Annotated in this window: 20 protein-coding genes; 12 read left to right on the top strand and 8 right to left on the bottom strand. The window is 61.5% G+C overall.

From position 1 onward, the window contains the following. Positions 1-943: 943 nt before the first annotated feature. Positions 944-1771 carry a sterol desaturase family protein gene (locus tag A4A58_RS22390; protein ID WP_068736332.1) on the bottom strand — a complete coding sequence of 276 codons (828 nt, stop codon included), beginning with the start codon at positions 1769-1771 and terminating at the stop codon, positions 944-946. Positions 1772-2055: 284 nt separating this feature from the next. Between A4A58_RS22390 and A4A58_RS22385 the strand changes: the two genes are divergently transcribed. The 10 genes from A4A58_RS22385 to A4A58_RS22345 all read left to right on the top strand — a co-directional run bounded on the left by A4A58_RS22385 (position 2056) and on the right by A4A58_RS22345 (position 10892). Beyond that, positions 2056-2220, top strand: coding sequence for a Flp family type IVb pilin (locus A4A58_RS22385; RefSeq protein ID WP_068736238.1), 165 nt, complete (start codon positions 2056-2058; stop codon positions 2218-2220). Positions 2221-2310: 90 nt separating this feature from the next. After that, positions 2311-2445, top strand: a complete 135-nt coding sequence (locus tag A4A58_RS31685) for a hypothetical protein (protein ID WP_283804903.1) — start codon at positions 2311-2313, stop codon at positions 2443-2445. 75 nt (positions 2446-2520) lie between these two features. Next, on the top strand, positions 2521-3045 hold the full coding sequence (locus A4A58_RS22380; RefSeq protein ID WP_068736237.1) for an A24 family peptidase: 525 nt from the start codon (positions 2521-2523) through the stop codon (positions 3043-3045). A 120-nt stretch (positions 3046-3165) separates the two neighbouring features. After that, on the top strand, positions 3166-3951 hold the full coding sequence (gene cpaB, locus A4A58_RS22375) for a Flp pilus assembly protein CpaB (RefSeq protein WP_068736236.1): 786 nt from the start codon (positions 3166-3168) through the stop codon (positions 3949-3951). Positions 3952-3968: 17 nt separating this feature from the next. Next, positions 3969-5423 carry a type II and III secretion system protein family protein gene (locus A4A58_RS22370; protein WP_192855925.1) on the top strand — a complete coding sequence of 485 codons (1455 nt, stop codon included), beginning with the start codon at positions 3969-3971 and terminating at the stop codon, positions 5421-5423. A 23-nt stretch (positions 5424-5446) separates the two neighbouring features. Beyond that, positions 5447-6181: a CpaD family pilus assembly protein gene (locus A4A58_RS22365; RefSeq protein ID WP_086937122.1), complete on the top strand. Its 735-nt coding sequence runs from the start codon at positions 5447-5449 to the stop codon at positions 6179-6181. Further along, complete coding sequence (locus A4A58_RS22360) at positions 6178-7446, top strand: AAA family ATPase (protein ID WP_068736233.1); 1269 nt, start codon at positions 6178-6180, stop codon at positions 7444-7446. Before A4A58_RS22365 ends, A4A58_RS22360 begins: the two co-directional genes overlap by 4 nt. A 21-nt stretch (positions 7447-7467) precedes the next feature. Continuing rightward, positions 7468-8922: a CpaF family protein gene (locus A4A58_RS22355; protein WP_068736231.1), complete on the top strand. Its 1455-nt coding sequence runs from the start codon at positions 7468-7470 to the stop codon at positions 8920-8922. Positions 8923-8932: 10 nt separating this feature from the next. Continuing rightward, on the top strand, positions 8933-9907 hold the full coding sequence (locus A4A58_RS22350) for a type II secretion system F family protein (RefSeq protein WP_068736327.1): 975 nt from the start codon (positions 8933-8935) through the stop codon (positions 9905-9907). Positions 9908-9917: 10 nt separating this feature from the next. Further along, the gene (locus A4A58_RS22345; protein WP_068736229.1) at positions 9918-10892 is read left to right on the top strand and encodes a type II secretion system F family protein; all 975 of its coding nucleotides are present in this window, start codon (positions 9918-9920) and stop codon (positions 10890-10892) included. 54 nt (positions 10893-10946) lie between these two features. On the opposite strand, the gene A4A58_RS22340 is transcribed toward A4A58_RS22345, so the two are convergent. After that, positions 10947-11750: a tetratricopeptide repeat protein gene (locus A4A58_RS22340; RefSeq protein ID WP_068736225.1), complete on the bottom strand. Its 804-nt coding sequence runs from the start codon at positions 11748-11750 to the stop codon at positions 10947-10949. Between the two features lie 173 nt (positions 11751-11923). Between A4A58_RS22340 and A4A58_RS22335 the strand changes: the two genes are divergently transcribed. Both A4A58_RS22335 and A4A58_RS22330 read left to right on the top strand, forming a co-directional pair. After that, positions 11924-13306: a leucyl aminopeptidase family protein gene (locus A4A58_RS22335; protein WP_068736223.1), complete on the top strand. Its 1383-nt coding sequence runs from the start codon at positions 11924-11926 to the stop codon at positions 13304-13306. Next, positions 13299-14150 (top strand): NlpC/P60 family protein, encoded by an 852-nt coding sequence (locus tag A4A58_RS22330; protein WP_068736221.1) that lies wholly within the window; start codon positions 13299-13301, stop codon positions 14148-14150. Before A4A58_RS22335 ends, A4A58_RS22330 begins: the two co-directional genes overlap by 8 nt. Here the strand turns inward: A4A58_RS22330 and A4A58_RS22325 are convergent. The 6 genes from A4A58_RS22325 to A4A58_RS22300 are packed head-to-tail and all read right to left on the bottom strand — an operon-like array spanning position 14134 to position 22500. Further along, on the bottom strand, positions 14134-14790 hold the full coding sequence (locus A4A58_RS22325; protein ID WP_068736219.1) for an NUDIX domain-containing protein: 657 nt from the start codon (positions 14788-14790) through the stop codon (positions 14134-14136). The two genes, A4A58_RS22330 and A4A58_RS22325, sit on opposite strands and share 17 nt — an antisense overlap. 4 nt (positions 14791-14794) lie before the next feature. Continuing rightward, positions 14795-16432, bottom strand: a complete 1638-nt coding sequence (locus tag A4A58_RS22320; protein WP_068736217.1) for an ABC transporter ATP-binding protein — start codon at positions 16430-16432, stop codon at positions 14795-14797. A gap of 9 nt (positions 16433-16441) precedes the next feature. Beyond that, positions 16442-17620, bottom strand: coding sequence for an ABC transporter permease (locus A4A58_RS22315; RefSeq protein ID WP_068736215.1), 1179 nt, complete (start codon positions 17618-17620; stop codon positions 16442-16444). After that, positions 17620-18726, bottom strand: a complete 1107-nt coding sequence (locus A4A58_RS22310) for a microcin C ABC transporter permease YejB (protein ID WP_068736211.1) — start codon at positions 18724-18726, stop codon at positions 17620-17622. The genes A4A58_RS22315 and A4A58_RS22310 overlap by 1 nt, the downstream gene beginning before the upstream one ends. 1 nt (position 18727) lies before the next feature. Then, positions 18728-20584: an extracellular solute-binding protein gene (locus A4A58_RS22305; RefSeq protein ID WP_068736209.1), complete on the bottom strand. Its 1857-nt coding sequence runs from the start codon at positions 20582-20584 to the stop codon at positions 18728-18730. 14 nt (positions 20585-20598) lie between these two features. Beyond that, positions 20599-22500: an extracellular solute-binding protein gene (locus tag A4A58_RS22300; protein ID WP_068736207.1), complete on the bottom strand. Its 1902-nt coding sequence runs from the start codon at positions 22498-22500 to the stop codon at positions 20599-20601. Positions 22501-22548: the final 48 nt, after the last annotated feature.

Genomic DNA, 22548 nt, shown 5'->3' with positions numbered 1-22548 from the left:
ACTGTTCGATCAGACAAAACAGGCGAGATGCCCATGCCGGGTTACGGCCGATCGGGCCTGGAATCTAACGGGCTATCTCCGCCTGCCGTCACTATGCGCGTGACAGATCGACAGATACAGGAATCTCGAAGTGTTTGGCGCTGAACATGCTGGGATTCCGGGCTCGGTCCCGTCGCCTGCGGCGCCGGTCCCGCCCCGGAATGACGGTGTGGGGCGGCAGGACAGCGCCTAAACATTTTTTCCTATCCGTCGTTGACAACATCCCCATCAGGTTTATATTCCCCTCCGTCCTGCCCCACCGAGAGGGGCGATCGCGATCGTCACGTTCGCGGGGTGGGATGCGGTGGACGCCGGAGATGCGGCGTCACGGGAGATGTGGGTGACGTCTGTCTTCGGGCAGGACGGATCTGCGCCAGCACTGCCACTGGCAAGGAGACGGCCGGCCTTCGGATGGAAAGACTTCCTGGACAGTGTGATGGACGACCAAGTCAAAACGTGTCCGGCCTATTCGCTTGAGGCTCCCTTCCCATCGCCTTGGGACTTTAATTCGGTGATCGGATCGTTCGCTGAGGCAAAGTGCAAGCAACCGAAAAAACACCGCATGCGGAACGCTGGGCAATCGCTCGTGCTTCGGGAAGTCCTGATGCATTACCCCTTGCGGAAGACCGCATTCGCATCAGGCCCAAGGGTGCAACGGGCACCTGGCGTTCCGCACGCCCTCTCACAAGGGGGCGGGAAATGCAAGAGACGACGGCGCCCCCGCGCCGCAAACAATGGGGGTGATGACGCATGTCTGAAGAGCAGTGGCTGTTTGACATTCACATCAGCGATGGCGCCCAGGCGCCAAAGGAATCCCTCCCCCTTGTGGGGTCTGGCGGACGAATTCGTCCGCCAGACCCCACTGCGCGGCTCCCCCGCTTGGGGGAGGAGCAGGAAGAGCGCTCTACCGCTTGAACGGATAGGCCAGTTGGCCGGTAAATTCGGTCGGCAAAGGCTCGCCGTCGACACCGTAATTGTCCGGCAGTTCACCCTTCGGCATGCGGAAGGTCCCGAACATGATGTCCCAGATCGGAAACGTGCCGGCGAAATTGGTGTTGCCGCCGCGCTCCTGCGAGGTGTGGTGCCAGCGGTGGAACACCGGGGTCGCCAAGACATATCTGAACGGCCCGAGGGTCCAGTTCAGGTTGGCGTGGACGAAAGCCGAGTGGAAGGTCGTGAACGGTCCGACCCACAGCATGATGTTCGGCGAGATACCGGCCATCAACAACAGCACATCGACTGCGACGGTGCCGAGGAACAGGTTGACCGGATGGAAGCGCGCTGCCGAGATCCAGTCCACCTCTTCCGACGAATGATGGATGGCATGGTACTTCCAGAAGCCGCCGCCGTGATACATCCGGTGCAGCCAATAGAGCATGAAGTCGGAGACGACGAGGAAGAACAGTGCCTGCACCCAGAGCGGCATCTGCGCCAGCGGCCCGTGGCCGTTGTCATAGAAGGCGATCAAATCATCGGCATCGTGAATATTGAAGACGACGGCAGCGCCGACCACGAGGAGTCCTATCCGCACGACGCGGGTGATCAGCGGCACGAAGAACCAGTAGACCACATCGGTCACGATCTCGGTCTTGCGCCACCAGTGCTTGCCGGGATTGCAGGCCCAGAAATGCGTTAGCACTGTAAAGACAACGGCCAAAGCCAGTGTGATCGGGACCACCTTCATAATGGTCTCACCGAACATATTCAGGATATCGAAGGGGAGTGTCGTCATCGCGGCCTCGCGGTATTCGAAGGCCAAGAGTTACCGCGGTATGCTTAAGGAGCAATGAAGCGAAAGGACACGCGTGGTGTCATCAAACCCAAGTCATTCTAAAATCGCCTTAAGTAGGTATTTACCGTGCAAAAGAAGAGACAAATGCGACCGACTTTCATCAATCGAATTAACCGCACTGCAATTCCCCACTCCTAGTGTTCCCTCATGGTCACGGTGCTGAGAACGCCGGGGAGACCAGGCATCACGATCGACAGCCACGTGCACATATGGAGTTTTGTATTATGAAGAACCTCGTTTCGCGTTTCATGAAGGACGAATCCGGCGCCACCGCTATCGAATACGGCCTGATTGCTGCCGGCATCTCGCTGGCCATCATCGCAGTCGTTAACGGCCTCGGCACCAAGCTGAACGGCAAGTTCTCCGACATCAACACCTCGCTCAAGTAAGCGGCGGGTAGGCGTGCATCGAAGGCTCCGGTTTCCGGAGCCTTTTTTGTTTCGGAATGTTGTTCACCGGTCGTCGCGAGTGTTGTGCGTATGAGACATCCCGACATTCCCCACTCTGTCCTGCAGGGGGTTCAGCTCACGCTGCGCGATCCGGCAGGCCTGGTCTGCGCGGCGCTGATCCTCGCCCTGATTGCAGTCGCGATCCGCATCGCCAGCGTTTGGTAAATCATTTCTTGTTTTCCGATTGTTCATTTCTGCTGGCTAGGTTTTCTGTCGTCGCCACAACGGGCCTTTGACGCCATGATCCTCGATTTAGTGCGCCTTCTGTTGCTCCCGGGCCTGATGGTCTATGCGGCGATCAGCGACCTCTTCACGATGACCATTTCGAATCGTATCTCGCTGCTGCTGGTGGCGGGCTTCGCCGTGCTGGCGATCTTCGGCGGGATGGGCCTTCATGATGCTTTGTCACATCTCGGTGCTGGCGCAACGGTCCTGGTTGTTGCATTCGCCTGTTTCGCCTTCGGCTGGATCGGTGGCGGCGACGCCAAGCTCGCGGCCGCTGCGGGTCTGTGGTTCGGCTTCGATCATCTCCTGAACTATCTCGTCTACGCCTCGCTGTTTGGCGGCGCGTTGACGCTGCTGCTGCTGGAGTTCCGGCAATGGCCGCTGCCCTATGCGCTCGGCGGCCAAGCCTGGCTGATGCGTCTGCACCATAAGGAAACCGGCATTCCTTACGGCGTCGCCCTCGCCCTCGGTGCGCTTATCGTTTACCCGGACACCGACTGGATAAAGACGATCGATCTGGTGCGTCTCGCGCTTCACTAAAATCGGAACTTTCTATTAACGCGATTTAGATACCGCTCATTAACCATGCTTTGACGAATAACTGGTCAACTCCCGTTACAGCGGCGGCAGCGTCGCGGCGTAATGTGGAAAGTGAAGCGTATGAATACCGCACGCATTGTGGTCCTCGCCATTGCACTCGGCGCTGGCAGTGTGGCGCTATATCTTGCGAGCACATCGGACGCACCGCCGCCCCCTCAGGTCGCCGAAGCCCCGACAACTGACGTTCTCGTTGCCAAGGCCGATATCGCGCTCGGTCAGGCGCTCGGTCCCGATGATGTCCAGTGGCAGTCCTGGCCCGCATCGGCGGCGAGCACCAATATCATCAGCCGTAACAGCCGCCCGGACGCCGCGGCGCAAATCGCCGGCTCCATCGCGCGTTCGGCCTTCATTGCCGGCGAACCGATCCGTGAACCGAAACTTGTGCGCGCCAATGGCGCTGGCTTCATGGCCGCTGTTCTGCCGACCGGCATGCGTGCCGTCTCCACCGAAATTTCGCCGGAAACCGGCGCCGGCGGCTTCATCCTGCCGAACGACCGGGTCGACGTGATCCTGTCGAAGCGCGAACGCGGCGGTGATCGCGGCGGCATGGAGGTCATAAACTCCGAGATCATCCTGAACAATATCCGCGTTCTCGCCATCGATCAGGCGCCCAAGGAAAAGGACGGCCAGAATTCAGTCGTTGGCAAGACCGCAACGCTCGAATTGAAGCCCGAGCAGGCCGAGTTGCTCGCCCGCGCGCGGCAGAGCGGCACGATCTCGCTGGCGTTGCGGGCCCTGGTCGACGCCAACGCGCCTCCGCCGGTTGAAGATCCCAATGGCGGCAAGCGCGACAGCATTAACATCGTGCGTTACGGCATCCCGTCGACCGCGACCATGACGAAGTGATCGAGAGGACGCAGGCGATGAAGCGCATCACAACAGGCGGATCGATGCGGGCTCTCGCGGCCTGCGCGCTGTCGCTCACCGCCATCACGGCGCTCACGATCAATCCCGTATTGACGCCAGTTTTCGCGGCCGACTCCGCGTCCATGCAAGCCGGCAGCGCCGGCGCCTTGAACGCGAAATTCCTGCCACTCGGCATCGGCAAGTCGATCGTCATCGACCTGCCGCGCGACATCAAGGATGTGCTGGTCGCCGATCCCAAGATCGCCAACGCCGTCGTGCGTTCGGCGCAGCGCGCCTACATCATCGGCGCGACCGTAGGCCAGACCAACATCGTATTCTTCGACGTCAACGGCCAGCAGATCGCCGCCTATGATATCGCCGTCACGCGCGACCTGAACGGTATTCGGGCCGCGCTCAAGCAGACCATGCCCAATACGGATATTCGCATCGAAGGTCTCGGCGATGGCGTGATGCTGTCGGGTACGGCATCGAGCCAGGTCGAAGCGCAGCAGGCCGCGGACCTCGCGGCGCGCCTCGTCGGCGGCATGGACAAGGTCGTGAACAGCATCTCGGTGCGCGGGCGTGATCAGGTCATGCTCAAGGTCACCGTTGCGGAAGTCCAGCGCAACATCGTCAAGCAGCTCGGCGTCGATCTGTCGGCATCGATGAGCTACGGCACGTCCGTCGTCAACTTCAACAATAGCAACCCGTTCACGGCGCGCGGCGGCAGCCTGGTCTCCGATAATGCCCTCAAGGCATCCTTCGGATCGACGCCATCCGTCACGGCGACGCTGAAGGCGATGGAAAACGCCGGTGTCATCCGGACGCTCGCCGAGCCCACGCTGACCGCGATCTCCGGCGAAACCGCCAATTTCCTTGCGGGCGGTGAATTTCCGGTCCCCGGCGGCAATACCTGCGATCCCACGACGCGGATCTGTACGACGCAGATCACTTTCAAGAAATTCGGTATTTCGCTGGGCTTCACGCCGGTGGTTCTGAGCGAAGGTCGTATCAGCCTGCGTGTCGGCACCGAAGTCTCCGAGCTGTCGCAGGAAAATTCCGTCACGATCAGCGGAACGTCGATCCCGGCGATCAAGGTCAACCGTGCGGACACCACGCTCGAGATTCCGTCCGGCGGTTCGATGGTGATGGCCGGCCTTATCAAGCAGCAGACCAAAGCGGCCATCAGCGGCCTGCCGGGCATGTCGCAATTGCCTGTGCTGGGCACGCTGTTCCGCAGCCGGGATTACGTCAACAACAACACCGAGCTGATGGTCCTGGTCACGCCCTATGTGGTCCGCGCCGTCGCGCAGAAGGATCTCTCGCGTCCGGATGACGGCTTCGTGGATGCATCCGATCCGCAGGCCGATCTGCTCGGCAACGTCAACCGCATCTATGGCGCACCGCACCGCACCGAGCCGACCCAACCGACGCGCAGCTATCGCGGCGTTTTCGGCTTCATCACGGATTGAGACGGGGCAAGTATCCGATGACCATGATCAATCACACAGCGATACACTCTTCGCGCACACGGACCGCCACTGGCGCGTTGCTGTTCCTGGCGCTTGCGCTCGGCGGCTGCAAGACCGTTGCGCAGGACACCACGTCGAACATACCGGACGATTACCGGCTGCGGCATCCCATCGTTGTCGAAGAACGGGCCAAGACCACCGAGGTCTTCGTCGGCAGCCAGCGCGGCGGCCTATCGGCCACACAGCGCGCGGATGTCGTATCGCTCGGTCAGGACTGGTTGCGCGAAGGCACCGGCGTCATCACCGCGGAGGTGCCGGTCAATACACCGAATGCACGCGCCGCCAAAGAGTCCTATCGTGAGGTTCATTCACTTCTGATGGCGATCGGCGTGCCGCAGAACGGCGTCCTGATGCGCAGTTATCAGCCGAGCGATCCGCGTATGTTGCCGACCATCCGCGTCAGCTACCCGCTGATCGCGGCTTCGGCCGGCCCGTGCGGCACCTGGCCCGACGACCTTGCGTCGTCGATCAAGAACAAGGGCTATCTCGCGAACAAGCCGTACTACAATCTCGGCTGTGCGCAGCAACGCAATCTCGCCGCCATGGTCGCCAATCCTTCGGATCTGGTTCAGCCGCGCGCCGAGACCCCTGTCTATGCCGGCCGACGTACCGTCGTGCTGGACAAGTATCGCAAGGGTGAGAGCACCGCGACGACCTATCCCGAAGACAAGACCAAAATCAGCAATGTGGGCCAATGATTAGCTACGCGCAGAAAACCGCAGACGAGCAGCCCTCCGCCGCAACACCCGCGGCAGAGGAGCATATTGCGCCGGCACCGCGGGTGTCGGTACAGGCGTTCTGCGAGACCGTGGAAACCGCTGCCGCTGTGCAGGCCGCCGCCGAGGACAGGCGTCTGGGCAAGGCTCACATCAAGATCCAGATGGGCGGCATGCCTGCGGCCATCGAGGCCTATCGGTCGGCACCGACGCCGAACGTCATCGTTCTCGAGACCGAACCGCGCGGCGACATTCTCGCTGGCCTTGATCAACTGGCGACTGTTTGCGATTCCGGCACCCGCGTGGTGGTGATCGGCAAGGTCAACGATGTCACGCTCTACCGCGAGCTCGTTCGTCGCGGCGTCAGCGACTACGTGATCGCGCCTGTTGTGACCATCGACGTCGTTCGTTCGATCTGCGGACTGTTCTCGGCACCGGAAGCCAAAGCGGTCGGCCGCATCATTGCCGTGGTCGGCGCCAAGGGCGGCGTCGGCGCGTCCACCATCGCTCACAACGTCGCCTGGGCGATCGCGCGCGATCTGGCACTGGACTCCGTTGTCGCAGATCTCGATTTGGCCTTCGGAACCGCCGGGCTCGATTATAATCAGGATCCGCCGCAGGGCATTGCCGACGCAGTGTTCTCGCCGGATCGTGTCGACACCGCCTTCATCGACCGACTGCTGTCGAAGTGCACCGATCATCTCAGTCTGCTGGCTGCCCCTGCCACACTGGACCGCGTCTACGACTTTGGCAGCGAAGCCTTCGACTCGATCTTTGACACACTGCGGTCGACAATGCCTTGCATCGTGCTCGACGTGCCGCATCAATGGTCGGGCTGGACCAAGCGGGCTCTGATCGGCGCGGATGACATCCTGATCGTCGCGGCGCCGGATCTCGCCAACCTGCGCAATACCAAGAACATGTACGATCTGATCAAGGCCTCGCGCCCCAATGATCGCGCACCGCTGTACTGCCTCAATCAGGTCGGCGTTCCAAAGCGGCCCGAAATCAGCGCCAGCGAATTCGCCAAGGCCATCGAGACACCGCCGATCGTCACGATCCCGTTCGATCCGCAGATGTTCGGCTCGGCCGCCAATAATGGTCAGATGATTGCCGAGATTGCGGCCAGCCATCGCACCACCGAACTCTTTCTGCAAATTGCGCAGCGGCTGACGGGCCGCGGCGAGGCCAAGAAGCCACGAGGATCCTTCCTGGGTCCGTTCCTGGAGAAGTTGCGGTCGAAATAATCCGCCGCATGGAGTGTTGTCGTGTTTGGTAAGCGTAGCGGAACAGATACCGATGTCCGGGCCGTCAAGCCCGCCAGCGCGCCGGAGCCCTCTCCCGGCGCGATGGCTGCGTCTGCGCCACCGGCTGTGTCATCGCCGCCGCTGTCACCCGCTCGCGCCGCACCTGCGCCCGTCATTGCAGAGCGCCGATCCGAAAATTACTATCAGGTCAAAGCGACGATTTTTGGCGCCCTGATCGAGGCGATCGATCTCGCGCAGCTCGCCAAGCTCGACGGCGAATCCGCGCGCGAGGAAATCCGCGACATCGTCAACGAGATCATCGCGATCAAGAACATCGTGATGTCCATTGCCGAGCAGGAAGAACTGCTCGACGACATCTGCAACGACGTGCTCGGTTACGGGCCGCTCGAGCCGCTTCTGGCGCGCGACGACATCGCCGACATCATGGTCAATGGCGCCGGCACGGTGTTCATCGAAGTCGCCGGCAAGATCCAGAAGACCGGCATCCGTTTCCGCGATAATCAGCAGCTGCTGAATATCTGCCAGCGCATCGTCAGCCAGGTCGGCCGCCGCGTCGACGAATCCTCACCGATCTGCGACGCTCGTCTTGCCGACGGCTCGCGCGTCAACGCCATCGTGCCGCCGCTGGCCATCGATGGTCCCGCGCTGACGATTCGTAAGTTCAAGAAGGACAAGCTGACGCTCGAGCAGCTGGTCAAATTCGGTGCGATCTCGCCCGACGGTGCCCAGATCCTCCAGATCATCGGCCGCTGCCGCGCCAACGTGCTGATCTCCGGCGGTACCGGTTCGGGCAAGACCACGCTGCTGAACTGCCTCACCAACTATATCGACGACGACGAGCGCATCATCACCTGCGAGGACGCCGCTGAACTTCAGCTGCAGCAGCCCCACGTGGTGCGGCTCGAAACCCGGCCGCCGAACATCGAGGGTGAAGGCCAGGTCACGATGCGCGAACTGGTGCGCAACTGTCTGCGTATGCGCCCGGAGCGGATCATCGTCGGCGAAGTTCGCGGACCCGAGGCATTCGACCTGTTACAGGCGATGAATACCGGCCATGACGGCTCGATGGGCACCCTCCACGCCAACAATCCGCGTGAAGCGCTTTCGCGTTGCGAATCCATGATCACCATGGGCGGCTTCTCGCTGCCCTCGCGCACCATTCGCGAAATGATCTGCGCGTCGATCGACGTCATCATTCAGGCCGCCCGTCTGCGCGATGGTTCGCGCCGCATCACGCACATCACCGAGGTGATGGGCATGGAAGGCGACACCATCATTACACAGGACCTGTTCGTCTACGACATGGTCGGCGAAGACGCCAACGGCAACATCATCGGACGGCACCGCTCGACCGGCATTGGCCGCCCGCGGTTCTGGGATCGTGCCCGCTATTACGGCGAGGAAAAGCGGCTCGCGGCGGCACTCGATGCTGCCGAAGTCATAGCGCCGAACTGAGGAGTGAATGATGAACATGCAGGCGCTCGCATTGGCATTCATGGCCAGCATCGCCGTCGGCGGTCTGGCCTGGGTATTTCTCTATCCGCTGTTGTCCGGCGAGAAGAAGGCCGAAACCCGCCGCGCATCGGTCGCGCGGACGGAGCCCGTGGCGCGCCAGGTCGACAGAAACCAGCGCTCCCGGCGCGAGCAGGTCGAAGGATCGCTCAAGGAAGTCGAAGCGCGCCTTCAGAAGGAAAAGAAGATCCCGCTCGGAATCCGCATCGCACAAGCCGGTCTCGACTGGAGCGACCAGAAATTCATGGTGATCTCCGGCATTCTAGGAGGCGGAAGCTTCCTGATGACCATGATGTTTGGCGGCGGTCTGCTTGCGGCCGCTGGTCTCGGATTCGCCGCCGGCTTTGGCCTGCCGCGCTGGATCCTCAGCTTTCTCAAGAAGCGGCGCGAAGCCGCATTCCTCAAGGCGCTGCCGGATGCCGTCGACGTCATCGTTCGCGGTATCAAGGCCGGCCTGCCGCTGTTCGATTCGATCAAAGTTGTCGCCGCCGACGCGTCGGAACCCCTGCGCAGCGAATTTCTTGCCATCATCGAAACTCAGACGATTGGTATGCCGCTCGGCGAGGCTTGTGCGCGGCTCTATGAGCGCATGCCGCTTCCAGAAGCCAACTTCTTCGGCATCGTCATCGCGATCCAGCAAAAATCGGGCGGCAACCTCTCGGAAGCTCTCGGCAACCTCTCCAAGGTGCTGCGCGACCGCAAGAAGATGGCCGAAAAAATCCAGGCCATGTCGATGGAAGCCAAAGCGTCCGCCGGCATCATCGGCTCACTGCCGCCGATCGTGATGTTGCTCGTTTATCTCAGCACGCCTGAATATATTTCGTTGCTGTGGACCCATCCGACGGGCCGGCTGATGCTGGCGGCCTGCGTGGTCTGGATGTCCTGCGGCATCTTCGTCATGAAGCGCATGATCAACTTCGACTTCTGATGGTGCTGACATGATCGATATCCTGATAGCAAAGCTCCACGACGTTCGCTTCATGACGATGATGCTGGCCGCGATAGCTGTTGCGGCGACGGCTTACAGCCTGCTTACGCCGTTGTTCGCCGGCGATGGTCTCGCCAAGCGCATGAAGGCGGTCGCAAGCGAGCGGGAGCGGTTGCGGCAACGCGAGCGGGAGCGCATGGCGAAAGGCGAGAGAGTGTCGCTGCGCCAGACGCCGAAGCAACTCGTCTCCAAGGTCGTGACCGACTTCAACCTCGGCAAGTGGCTGGCGCAGGAAGCCGCGCTCGACAAGCTGGTCATGGCCGGCTATCGCGGCCAGGCGCCTTATATCACCTTCCTGTTCTTCCGGGCCGTGACACCAATCGTGTTCCTCGTCTTCGCGATCCTCTACGTGTTCGTGATCTCGCGGATGGAGCAATCGATGCCCATCAAGATCGGCATGTGCCTCGGTGCCGCCTATCTTGGCCTGCAGGCGCCGATGATCTTTCTCAAGAATGCGATCTCCAAGCGCCAGCTATCGATCCGCCGCGCATTTCCGGACGCTCTCGATCTGCTGCTGATCTGTATCGAATCCGGCATGTCCATCGAAGTCGCATTTCGCCGCGTGTCCATCGAGATCGGCTCACAGTCGGTGGCGCTGGCCGAGGAATTCACGCTGACCACGGCCGAACTGTCTTACCTGCAGGATCGCAAGGTTGCATATGAGAACCTCGCAAAGCGCACCGGACTTGAAGGTGTCAAATCGGTCTGTCTGGCGCTGATGCAATCTGAACGCTACGGCACCCCGCTCGGTCAGAGCCTTCGCGTGATGGCGCAGGAAAACCGCGACATGCGCATGAACGAGGCCGAGAAGAAGGCCGCCGCGCTGCCGCCGAAGCTGACGGTGCCGATGATCCTGTTCTTCCTGCCGGTTCTGTTCGTCGTCATTCTCGGCCCGACGGGCATCAAGGTCGCAGCGATGCAGTAAGGCCGGTGAGCTTGGCCTTGCTCAACGTCATTGCAAAATTTGACCTGCGAGAAATTACGACCGACGCGGTGCGTCGTCGTCCCGGGCGCCCAAACGCGGCGTGCCCTTACTGCTCAGCATCTGCTTGAGATAGACGACATTCGCCGCTGCTTCGTCTGGGGGTAGGTCAGCCTTCACGATGGATTCCGCTTCACCGAACCGGCCCTGCAGGCCAACCACGAGACCGAGATTCTGGCGAACGCGCGGATCGACATTGCCGCGGCCCTGCGCGCGGCGCAGCGTCGCCTCGGCCTGCGGCAGATCCTTCGAGAGCATGTAGGACAGACCGAGATTGGAGAGCACGGACGGCTCCTCCGGCCTGATCTTCAGAGCGCTGTCGTAGTAACGGCGGGCTTCGTCATGCCTCCCCATCTGGTCAAGGACGGCGCCTTGTGCCGACAGGATACGCCAGTCCGGATTGGCCGGGCTATGCGCGGTGGTCAGCACATCGAAGGCGCGCTGGAAGCTGCCGGCGTCGGCCAGCGCGCGGCCGTAACCAGCCAATAGCGACCTGTTGCCGGGATTCGTGAGTGTCGCCTGTTCGAACACCGAAACGGCCTGGGCCCGCTGGCCGTTGGCCCGGAGCGCCTGGCCGTAACGCAGGGCAGCGTCAGCGTCCTTCGGATTGGCCCGGTAGCGTTCGCCATAGACTTCGGCGGCACGGGCGGGATCGGCATCAACTGGTGCTTCCGCCCGAGCGCCAAGGGAACCGGTGATATCGGACATGCCCGCCGTCTTGCAGCCGGCAAGGCCTGCGGCCAGGATCGCGGTCACCGCCGCGGTCGTCAAAAGCCGGGCAAGACAAGGGGGCTGACGCATGACAGGTTGACTCAACAATGGAGCGAACGGGCGGGCCGGATGCCTTCAGCAATAGAGTGTTAACCCTAATGGCTGGTTAATCAGCACAGGCCACGCCATATCCTCCCATACCGTCGCTTGACGCCCTTTGCGCTTCAGGTGTCATTGCCACTCCCTTTCGCGAGATTCTGCATATGCATTCTGCCTTCGAGACCGCTGCCACCGCATCCGCGATACCGATCACCTTCGCGACCAAGACGACCTGGCCCGAAATCAGTGCGGCACTCCCCGCGCCGGCGAAAGCTTTCGCCGCGGCCAACGGTTTTGCGGCGAAACCCGGCGCCTGGCTGGCGTTGCCGACGAAAGATGGCGCAATCGCCCAGGTCATCTTCGGGCTGGAAGACGACGGCGCGACCTTCCGCGACCTGTTCCGCCCGGGGCAATTGCCCGGCCTGCTGCCACCGGGCACCTACCGTTTCGCCAACGCACCACACGACACCCGCCTCGCCGTGCTCGCTTTCGCCCTCGGAAGCTATCGTTTCGGCCGGTATCGCAAGAATGATGCGCCCAAGGTGACGCTGGTGCCGCCTGAGGGCGTCGATGTCGCCGATATCAGCCGTATGGCCGAGGCCGCAGCACTGGCGCGCGATCTCATCAATACGCCGTCGAACGATATGGGGCCGGAAGAGCTCGCCACGGCCGCCAGCGATCTCGCCACGCGTTTTGGTGCAGAGTTCAAGTGCATTATCGGTGAAGATCTCGTTCAGCAGAATTTCCCACTGATCCACGCCGTGGGCATGGCCTCGACGCGCGCGCCACGATTGATCGATTTCTCCTGGGGTGACCCGTCGCATCCGAAGGTGACGCTGGTCGGCAAAGGCGTCTGCTTCGACACCGGCGGCCTCGACCTCAAGCCATCGAACGGCATGCTGATCATGAAGAAGGATATGGGCGGCGCCGCCAATGTCCTGGCGCTGGCGCTGATGGTGATGGACGCGAAACTGAAAGTACGATTGCGCGTGCTGATCCCTGCGGTGGAAAACGCCGTCGCCGGCAATGCCTTTCGTCCGCTCGATATTTTCAAATCGCGCAAGGGCCCGACGGTCGAAATCGGAAACACAGACGCCGAAGGTCGCTTGGTGCTGGCCGATGCGCTGGCCTATGCCGATGAGGAGAAGCCGGAACTACTGGTCGATCTGGGCACGCTGACCGGCGCTGCGCGCGTGGCGCTCGGACCCGATCTGCCGCCCTACTACACCAACGACGAGACGCTGGCGCTCGACGTCGCGCGCTGTGCGAAGGAGCAGAACGATCCGCTGTGGCGGCTGCCGCTTTGGGCTCCCTACGATTCCTGGCTCGACTCCAAGGTGGCCAACATCAACAACGCGCCCTCCGGCGGCTTTGCCGGCTCAATTACATGCGCGCTGTTCCTGCAGCGTTTCGTTGAAGCCGCAAAGAGTTGGCTTCACGTAGATATCTATGGCTGGACGCCATCGGCAAAGCCAGCACGCCCCGAAGGTGGCGAATGCCAGGCGGCACGCGCAATCTATCAGCTATTGAGCCAACGCTATGGATAAACGCGACCCTAGGCTCACGCCCGCGCGGCCAGACGTCGCCGCGCGATATCTTGAAGGTCAGGTCGAGGCCGCACGTTTCGTCGACGGCGAAGAATTCGAGGTTGCCGATGGCGTCACCTCCATGCGGCTCCAGCCATTCTCCGGCGCCGAAATGAATACGCAGGCCTTGAAGGGCGAGCGCTTCACCATCTACGATCGCAACGAAGAAGGCTGGGCCTGGGGGCAACTCAATGGCGACGGCTATGTCGGCTGGCTCTCGGATCTCGCACTCTATCCACCCGGGCCGACACCGACACACAAGGTGACCGCGCTCCGGACGTTCCTTTTTCCCGGTCCTTCCATCAAGCTGCCGCCGACGGATACGCTGCCGCTCGGCGCCCGCCTGGCGATCGTCAAGATGACCGATGCATTTGCCATGACGAGCGCCGGACATTGCGTGCCAAAGCAGCATATCGCGGAGATCGATGCGTTCGAGACCGACTTCGTTGCCGTGGCCGAGCGCTTCGTCGGTACGCCCTATCTCTGGGGCGGCAAGAGCAGCCTCGGTATCGATTGTTCCGGCCTGGTGCAGATCGCACTGACCGCCGCGGGAACCGGATGTCCCCGCGACAGCGACATGCAGGAGAGCGGCCTCGGCCGCGCCTTGTCAGACGCAGAGATTCAGCATCTGAAGCGCGGCGATCTGATCTTCTGGAAGGGCCACGTCGCCATCGCCCGCGATGCCAACACGATCGTGCATGCCAATGCGCATCACATGGCGACGGCCATCGAGGACGCGAAGGGTGCCATTGCGCGGATCAAGGCGGCAGGCAGCGACGTAACGAGCGTTAAGCGGCTGGGCTAGGCGCCGCGCGCTCGTAGCAATCCTGCAGTCGGTCGCGATGCAGCGCCAACCACTGCAGGGCACTCACCATCAGGCCGTTGTGAATTGCGCCGCCATCCAACGCTGCGATCGCGTCGTCGATGGAGACCACGAATGGCCGCGTATCTTCTGCTTCGCCGACGAGGCCACCGCGGGACGGAACCTTGCTCGTGTCAACGAAGCCAAGAAAGAACGTAACATACTCGTCTGTAATCCCCGGCGTCGTCAGCACACTGTAGAGCTCAAGCAACCGATTCGGTGTGATACCGATCTCCTCGTGGCATTCACGCGACGCCGCCGACAACGCGCTCTCACCGCCATCGACGCGCCCAGCCACGATCTCGATCATTTCGCCGCGGCCGGTGGCCAGATGCGCCGGGAGGCGGAATTGCCGGATCAACACGATCTCCTGCCGCGCGAGATCAATCGGCAGAACTGCCGCAACACGACCAGCACGGATCACATCGCGGCGCTGCCGCAGTGTTCCATCGTCATCCCGGATGATCGCGACATCGAAGCGCTCATAGGGCATGTAGCCCTGCGCAATCAAGGTCGGCGCGGATACGGCGACATCGGCAGTGCGGTCCGCGATTGCAGCTTCTTTGTCCAAACGCTCAGCCATGATCTTACTGCGCCGCAGCCCCGCCCGGCGCCGTCTCGATTCGGAACGCCGCGGCGAAGAGCGCGCGGGTGTAATCGCTCTTCGGATTCTTGAACAGATCCGCAGCCGGACCCTCTTCGACCACCTTGCCGTGCCGCATCACGATGAGGTGGCTGGCCAGTGACGCGACCACGCGCAGGTCATGCGAGATGAACATATAAGTGAGATCGCGCTTGCGTTGCAGCTCGCGCAGGAGGTCCACCATCTGCGCCTGGAACAGCATGTCGAGCGCGCTGGTCGGCTCGTCCAGAACGACGAAACTCGGCTCCAGCACGGCAGCGCGCGCGATGCTGATGCGCTGGCGCTGACCGCCGGAGAATTCATGCGGATAGCGGAACCGGGTCTTGGGATCGAGACCGACATCCTGCAGCGCTTTCACGACACGCGCCTCACGGTCGTCCGGCGAGAGAGAGGGCTGATGCACGCTGAGCCCCTCGGCAATGATATCGCCGACCGACATACGCGGCGACAGCGCGCCGAACGGATCCTGAAACACGATCTGCATATCGCGTCGGATCGGCCGCATGTCCTTGAATTGCAAGCCCTGAATGTCCTTGCTCAGGAATACGATCGGCCCTTGCGAGGAGATCAGCCGCAGCAGCGCGAGACCGAGCGTGGTCTTGCCCGAGCCGGACTCGCCGACCACCCCCAGCGTTTCGCCCTGCCGTACTTTCAGGCTGACGCCGTCCACCGCCTTTACATGGCCCACCGTCTTGCGCAGCAGACCGCGCTTGATCGGAAACCAGACCTTGAGATCGTCGGTCGACATCACCACCGGCGCCTCTGGCCGCGGCGGCGCCGGGTCGGGCTTCGGCTCGGCAGCAAGCAGTGCCTTGGTGTAGGGGTGCTGCGGCGCAGTGAAGACTTGCTCCACCGGCCCCTGCTCGACGATCTTGCCGTTGTTCATGACGCAAACCGTGTCGGCGATACGACGAACGATGCCAAGATCGTGCGTGATGAACAGTAGACTCATCCCGAGCCGCTTCCGAATATCGGCGAGCAGTGCGAGGATCTGCGCTTGCACCGTGACGTCCAGCGCCGTGGTCGGTTCGTCGGCGATCAGGAGATCGGGCTCGTTCGCAAGCGCCATCGCAATCATGACGCGCTGGCGCTGACCACCGGACAGTTGATGCGGATAGCTGGCGAGACGCGTCTCCGGATCGGGAATGCCGACCTGCGTGAGCAGCTCCAGCGTCCGCTCACGCGCCTTGCTACCGCGCATGCCGTTATGAAGCTGGAGGATCTCACCGATCTGCGCACCGATCGTGTGCAGCGGGTTCAGCGAGGTCATCGGCTCCTGGAAGATGATGGAGATATCGTTGCCGCGAATGCCGCGGATCTCGCGCTCCGACATGCTCAGGAGCTCATGGCCCTTGAAGCGGATATGGCCAGACGGATGCGACGCTGTTGGGTACGGCAGCAGCCGCAGGATCGACAAGGCGCTGACGGATTTTCCCGAGCCGGATTCCCCGACCAGCGCAACGCATTCGCCGCGCTTGATCTCGAACGACACTCTGTCGACCGCGACCGATGTATTGCCGCCATGGTGAAACGCGACCGAGAGATCGCGGACATCGAGCAGCGGCTGGTTGATGGCATCCATGCTGCGGCCCTACCTGAACGTCTTGCGCGGATCGAAGGCATCGCGGACGCCCTCGCCGATGAAGATCAACAGCGACAGCATGATCGCCACCGCGAAGAAGCCGGTGAAGCCGAGCCAGGGCGCCTGCACATTGGCCTTGCCTTGCGACAGAAGTTCGCCGAGCGACGGTGAGCCCGGCGGCAGGCCGAAACCAAGGAAATCCAGCGCGGTCAGCGTCATCACCGAGGATGAGACGATGAACGGCAGGAAAGTCATGGTGGCAACCATCGCGTTCGGCAGCAGATGCCGGATCATGATCTTGGCGTTTGACACACCGAGCGCCCGCGCCGCCATGATGTATTCGAAATTGCGCCCGCGCAGGAATTCGGCACGTACGAGGCCGACGAGCGATACCCATGAAAACAGCAGGAGGATGCCGAGCAGCACGAAGAAACCAGGCACCAGCACCGACGATAAGATTAGCAGCAGATAGAGCGACGGGATCGCACTCCAGATTTCGATGAAGCGCTGGAAGGCTAGATCGACCCAGCCGCCGAAATATCCCTGCACACCGCCTGCGGCGATGCCGATGATTGACGAAACGATCGTGAGCGCGAGGCCGAACAGCACCGAGATGCGGAAGCCGTAGATCAGCCGCGCGACGACATCGCGGCCCTGATCGTCGGTGCCGAGCCAGTTATATTCGAGATCACGGCAGCTCCTGAGGCCTTTCTTCTCAACCACCGGCTTGCACTGTTCTTCGGTGAGCATCCATGTCGGCTTCGACGGTGCCGGCGTCGGCAAATCGAGGTTGTGCGTGTCGTAGGAATAGCGGATCAGCGGCCAGAGGATGGTGCCGTTCTTCTCGGCGATCAGCTTCTGCAGGAAGGGGTCGCGATAGTCCGTAGCCGTCTCGAAGTCGCCGCCGAACGTCGTCTCCGAATAGGTGACGAAAGCCGGGAAATACATCTTGCCGTCGAACTTGATGAAGAACGGCCGGTCGTTGGCGATCACCTCGGCGAACAGCGAGATAAAGAACAGGAACAGGAAAATCCAGAACGACCAGTAGCCACGGCGATTGGACTTGAAGTTCTGCCAGCGACGCTGGTTGAGCGGCGAGATGCCGAGCGGGTGACGCGATGGCGGCACTGCTTCGCCAAGCGGCGACAGCGTGGTGGTTTCGACGGGCACGGGCGTTGTGATCGTCATCAGACTTCTCGCGCCTCAAAGTCGATCCGCGGATCGATCCACATATAGGCCAGATCGGACAGGAGGTTCACGACGAGACCGACCAGCGAGAAGATGAACAGCGTGCCGAACACCACGGGATAATCGCGGTTGAGCACGCTCTCGAAGCCGAGGAGACCGAGGCCGTCGAGCGAGAAGATGGTTTCGATCAGCAGCGAACCCGAAAAGAAGGCATGAATGAACGCGCCCGGGAATCCTGCGATGACGATCAGCATGGCATTGCGGAAGATGTGATTGTAGAGCACCTGCCGCTCGTTACAGCCCTTGGCGCGCGCGGTCATCACATACTGTTTGCGGATTTCATCGAGGAACGAGTTCTTGGTCAGCAGCGTCATGGTGGCGAAGGCACCGAGCACCATCGAGATCAGCGGCAGCGTCATGTGCCAGAAGTAGTCAATGATCTTCCAGTACCACGGGAACTGGCTCCAGCCGTCCGAAGTCAGGCCGCGCAGCGGGAAGATGCTCCAGAACGATCCGCCGGAAAACAGGATGATCAGCAGGATCGCGAACAGGAAGCCGGGGATGGCGAAACCGACAATGATGACGGCCGAGGTCCAGGTGTCGAAGCGCGAGCCGTCCTGCACCGCCTTGCGGATGCCGAGCGGGATCGAGATCAGGTAGGTGATTAGCATCATCCAGATGCCGAGCGACATCGAGACCGGCAGCTTCTCCTTGATCAGTTGCAGCACTGTCGTGTCACGGAAGTAACTCTTGCCGAAATCGAAGCGGGCGAAGTTCCACAGCATCAGCGCGAAACGTTCCGGCGCAGGCTTGTCGAAGCCGAACTGCTTTTCCAGGCTCTTGACGAAATCCGGATCGAGCCCCTGCGCGCCGCGATATTTCGAGTTCACCGCATCGCCTGCGGCGCCCGGCTGCGCACGGTTACCGAAGTCACCACCAGATGAACCGGAAACGCGCGACGCGCCTGTATCGGCGCCGCTGAGTTGCGCGATCACGCGTTCGACGGGACCACCGGGCGCAAATTGCACCACGACAAAGGACACGAACAGGATTCCCAGCAGCGTGGGAAACATCAGCAGCACGCGCCGTGCAATATATGCGCCCATGCTATTTGGCCTGCTCGCTTGACGGTTTTACGGACGCCCACCACAGATCGGGGGCACCGACGCCGATATATTTCGGCAGATTTGCGGGATGGCCGAACACATCCCAATAGGCCACGCGATGCGAGGCGGAGTACCATTGCGGCACCCAGTAGCGGCCGGCGCGGATGACACGATCCAGCGCCCGCGCCGCGAAGACCAGCTTGGGGCGCGTATCGGCGGCGATGACTTCGTTCATCAGCGCATCGACGACAGGATCGGAAATGCCGGCGAGATTATTCGAGCCCTTGGTGACTGCCGACTGCATCGAGAAGAACGAACGCAGGGAATCGCCGGGAATGGTGGAAAAGCTGAAGCGCTCAATGGCTGCATCGAAATCGAAATCGTCGCGGCGTGCGCGGAATTGCACGGGATCGACGAGACGTACACTGGCCTCGATGCCCAGCGTGCCGAGATTCTTGATATAGGGCATGTGATGCGCCTGGAAAGCAGGCTCATCGAGCAGGAACTCGATCTTGAACGGCTCGCCCTGCGCCGTCATGCGCTTGCCGTCCTTCATCACGCAGCCGGCGTCGTTCAAAAGCTGGATGGCCTTGCGCAGCAACGCACGGTCCTGACCCGAGCCGTCGGACGTCGGCGGCACATAGGGAGTGCCGAATACCTCGGCCGGCACCTTGTCGCGGAACGGCTCCAGCAATACGATCTCTTCCGGCGACGGCGCGCCGGTCGCCATCAGGTCAGAGTTCTGGAACGGCGACACCGTGCGCACATAGGCGCCATACATGATCGTCTTGTTGGTCCATTCGAAATCGAATGCATTGCCGAGCGCCTCGCGCACGCGCGGATCCTTGAACTTGGCGCGGCGTGTGTTGAGGAACCAGCCCTGCGCGCCGGACGGTGTATCGTCGGGCAGCATCTCCTGTTTGACCCGGCCATCCTTCACCGCCGGGAAATCGTAGCGCGTGTTCCAGATGCGCGAGGTGAACTCCTCGCGATACAGATAATTGCGACCGGTGAAACCTTCGAAGGCCACGTCGCGGTCGCGATAGAAATCGAACCGCACTGTATCGAAATTATAGCTGCCGCGATTGACCGGAAGGTCCGCGGCCCACCAGTCCTTCACACGATCGAATTCGATATAGCGCCCGACTTCGAAGCGCCCGACCTTGTAGGGACCGCTGCCGAGCGGCGTCTCCAGCGACGTCTCATCGAATGCGCGCTTATCGTAATAGGCCTGCGAGAAAATCGGCATGCCTGCCACGAACAACGGCACATCGCGGCCGCGTTTCTCGGCGAATGTCACCACCAGCGTCAGGTCGTCCACAGCCTCGGCCTTCACCATGTCGCGCATCTGCTGCGTGATGATGGGATGGCCCTTGGTCTTGAGGGCCGTCAATGAGAATGCCGCATCGCGTGCAGTGAGCTTGCTGCCGTCGTGGAAGCGAGCTTCCGGCCTCAGCGTAAAACGATAAGTCAGACCATCGGCAGAGATCTGCACGGACTTCGCGACCAGCCCGTACATCGCGTCTGGCTCGTCGCCCGCACGCACCATCAGCGGGGCGAAGGTCATGCCCATGCCCTGCGCGCCGTCGCCCTTCAGAACATAGGCGTTCAGCGAATTGAAGGTCTGGAACGACTGGTTGAATGCACGGCTCGACGGCACCGTCGAGAAGGCGCCGCCCTTCGGCGCCTTGACGTTGACGTAGTCGAAATTCGGAAAATCGGCCGGATATTTCAGATCGCCAAAGGCCGAAATCCCGTGTGACTCGCTCGGCGCCTCTGCCAAAGCGAGGCTGAAGCGCGACGCCGCGATGGCGCCGATCGAAAGACCCAGCACGTGCCGACGATTGAGCTGCGCCATGCGCGATGTGCTCCTCAAGAGCGCTTGCCGATCTTGGCGGCCTTGTCAGCATCGTACCACCAGATGGCGGGGAAACCCGACTGCCCGTATTTCGGCGGCTCAGGCGGACGACCGAAGCGATCCCAGCGCGCCGTGCGGACCTTGTTGTAGGTCCATTGCGGCACCACGAAGTTGTTCCACAGCAGCACGCGATCCAGCGCCTTGGTCGCAGCGACGAGATCGTTGCGGTCCTTGGTGAAGATCACGCGATCGATCAGCTTGTCGATCGCAGGATTCTTGATGCCGACGATATTGCGGGAGCCGGCCATATCGGCGGCTTGCGAACCCCAGAATTCACGCTGCTCGTTACCGGGCGACAGCGACTCCGGCCAGGACGACACGACGATGTCAAAATCCCAGGTCCGCAGCCGGTTCTCATATTGCGTGGCATCGATGGTGCGGACCGACACGCCGATGCCGAGACGTTCCAGCGACGGCTTGAAGAACAGCATCACGCGCTCGAAGGAGGGATCCTCGCCGAGCAATTCCAGCTCAAACGGCGCACCGGTCTTGGCATTGACCAGTTTGCGATCACGGACTTCGTAGCCCGCTTCCTTGAACAATTGTAGCGCTTCGCGAAGATTGCCGCGCACATTTTCAGCACTGCCACCGACCGGATTCGTATAGGGCTTGGTGAAAACCTCCGGCGGCACTTCGGCACGCACCGTCTCCAGAATCTCCAGCTCCTTACCTTCCGGCAGACCCGAGGACGCAAGCTCGGTGCCGTCGAAATAGCTGGAGATGCGCTTGTACTGGCCGAAGAAGATCTGCTTGTTCATCTCCTCGAAGTCGAACGCATAGTTCAGCGCGCGACGGACGCGCGGATCCTTGAACTTATCGCGGCGAATGTTGAGCGCGAAGCCCTGCATGATGCCCGACGAGCGATTGAGGAATTCCTCGAGAACAACGCGCTTCTCGGCCACCGCCGGAAAGTCATAGGCCGTCGCCCAGTTCTTCGCGCTATTTTCGGTGCGCCAATCCACCTGGTCGCCCTTGAAGGCTTCGAGCGCAACGGTACCGTCGCGGAAATATTCGTAGCGCAGCTCGTCGAAATTATTGCGACCGACATTCACGTTGAGGTCGCGCCCCCAATAGTCCTTCACACGCTCCACCGACACCGAACGGCCCGGCACGAAATCCCTGATGCGATAGGCGGCACTGCCGAGCGGCACTTCCAGCGTCGTGCTACCGATGTCGCGCTTGGCGCCGGAAGCGTTCGTGCCCTCCCACCAATGCTTGGGCAACACCGTGAGCTGGCCGACGATCTGCGGCAATTCGCGATTGCCGGGCGCATCGAAGGTGAACTTGATTTCGCGCTCGCCGACCTTCTCTGCCTTCACCACATGGCGGTAATAGGCAGAATATTGCGGGTGATATTTCTTGAAAGACTCAAGCGAGAAGATCACATCCTCCGGGGTCACCGGCTTGCCATCATGCCACTTGGCATTCGCCCGCAGCCGGTAGGACACCCAAGAGTAATCCTCGGGGTGGCTGACGGCTTCGGCGAGCAGACCATATTCGGTCGAGACCTCGTCCAGCGATCCTGTCGTAAGGGACTCGTAGATCAGTCCGACGGCACCGGCGATGTTGCCCTTCACGCCGGCCACCGCGATGTTGAAATTATCGAAGGTACCGATAGCGATCTGGCGGACGGTGCCGCCCTTGGGTGCTTCAGGATTGACGTAGTCGAAGCGCTTGAACTCCGCCGGATACTTGATCTCCCCGAACAGGGACAGCGCATGGCGCCATTCTGCACCTTTTGCCGCAGACTGGGCACTTGCTGCATCGATGACGGAGAGGCTGCCCGTGCCACCGATGACAGGGGCAAGTGCGGCGAAGGCGCTGGTCTGGAGAAGGCGGCGTCGGGAAATCGTCAATGTGCTGAATCCTGTGAACCGAAGCAGTCTATTAGAACGGTCATATAA

It is taken from the genome of Tardiphaga robiniae, from assembly GCF_001618955.1.
Lineage (GTDB): Bacteria > Pseudomonadota > Alphaproteobacteria > Rhizobiales > Xanthobacteraceae > Tardiphaga > Tardiphaga robiniae_A.
This window is presented reverse-complemented; position numbering and strand designations above follow the sequence as displayed.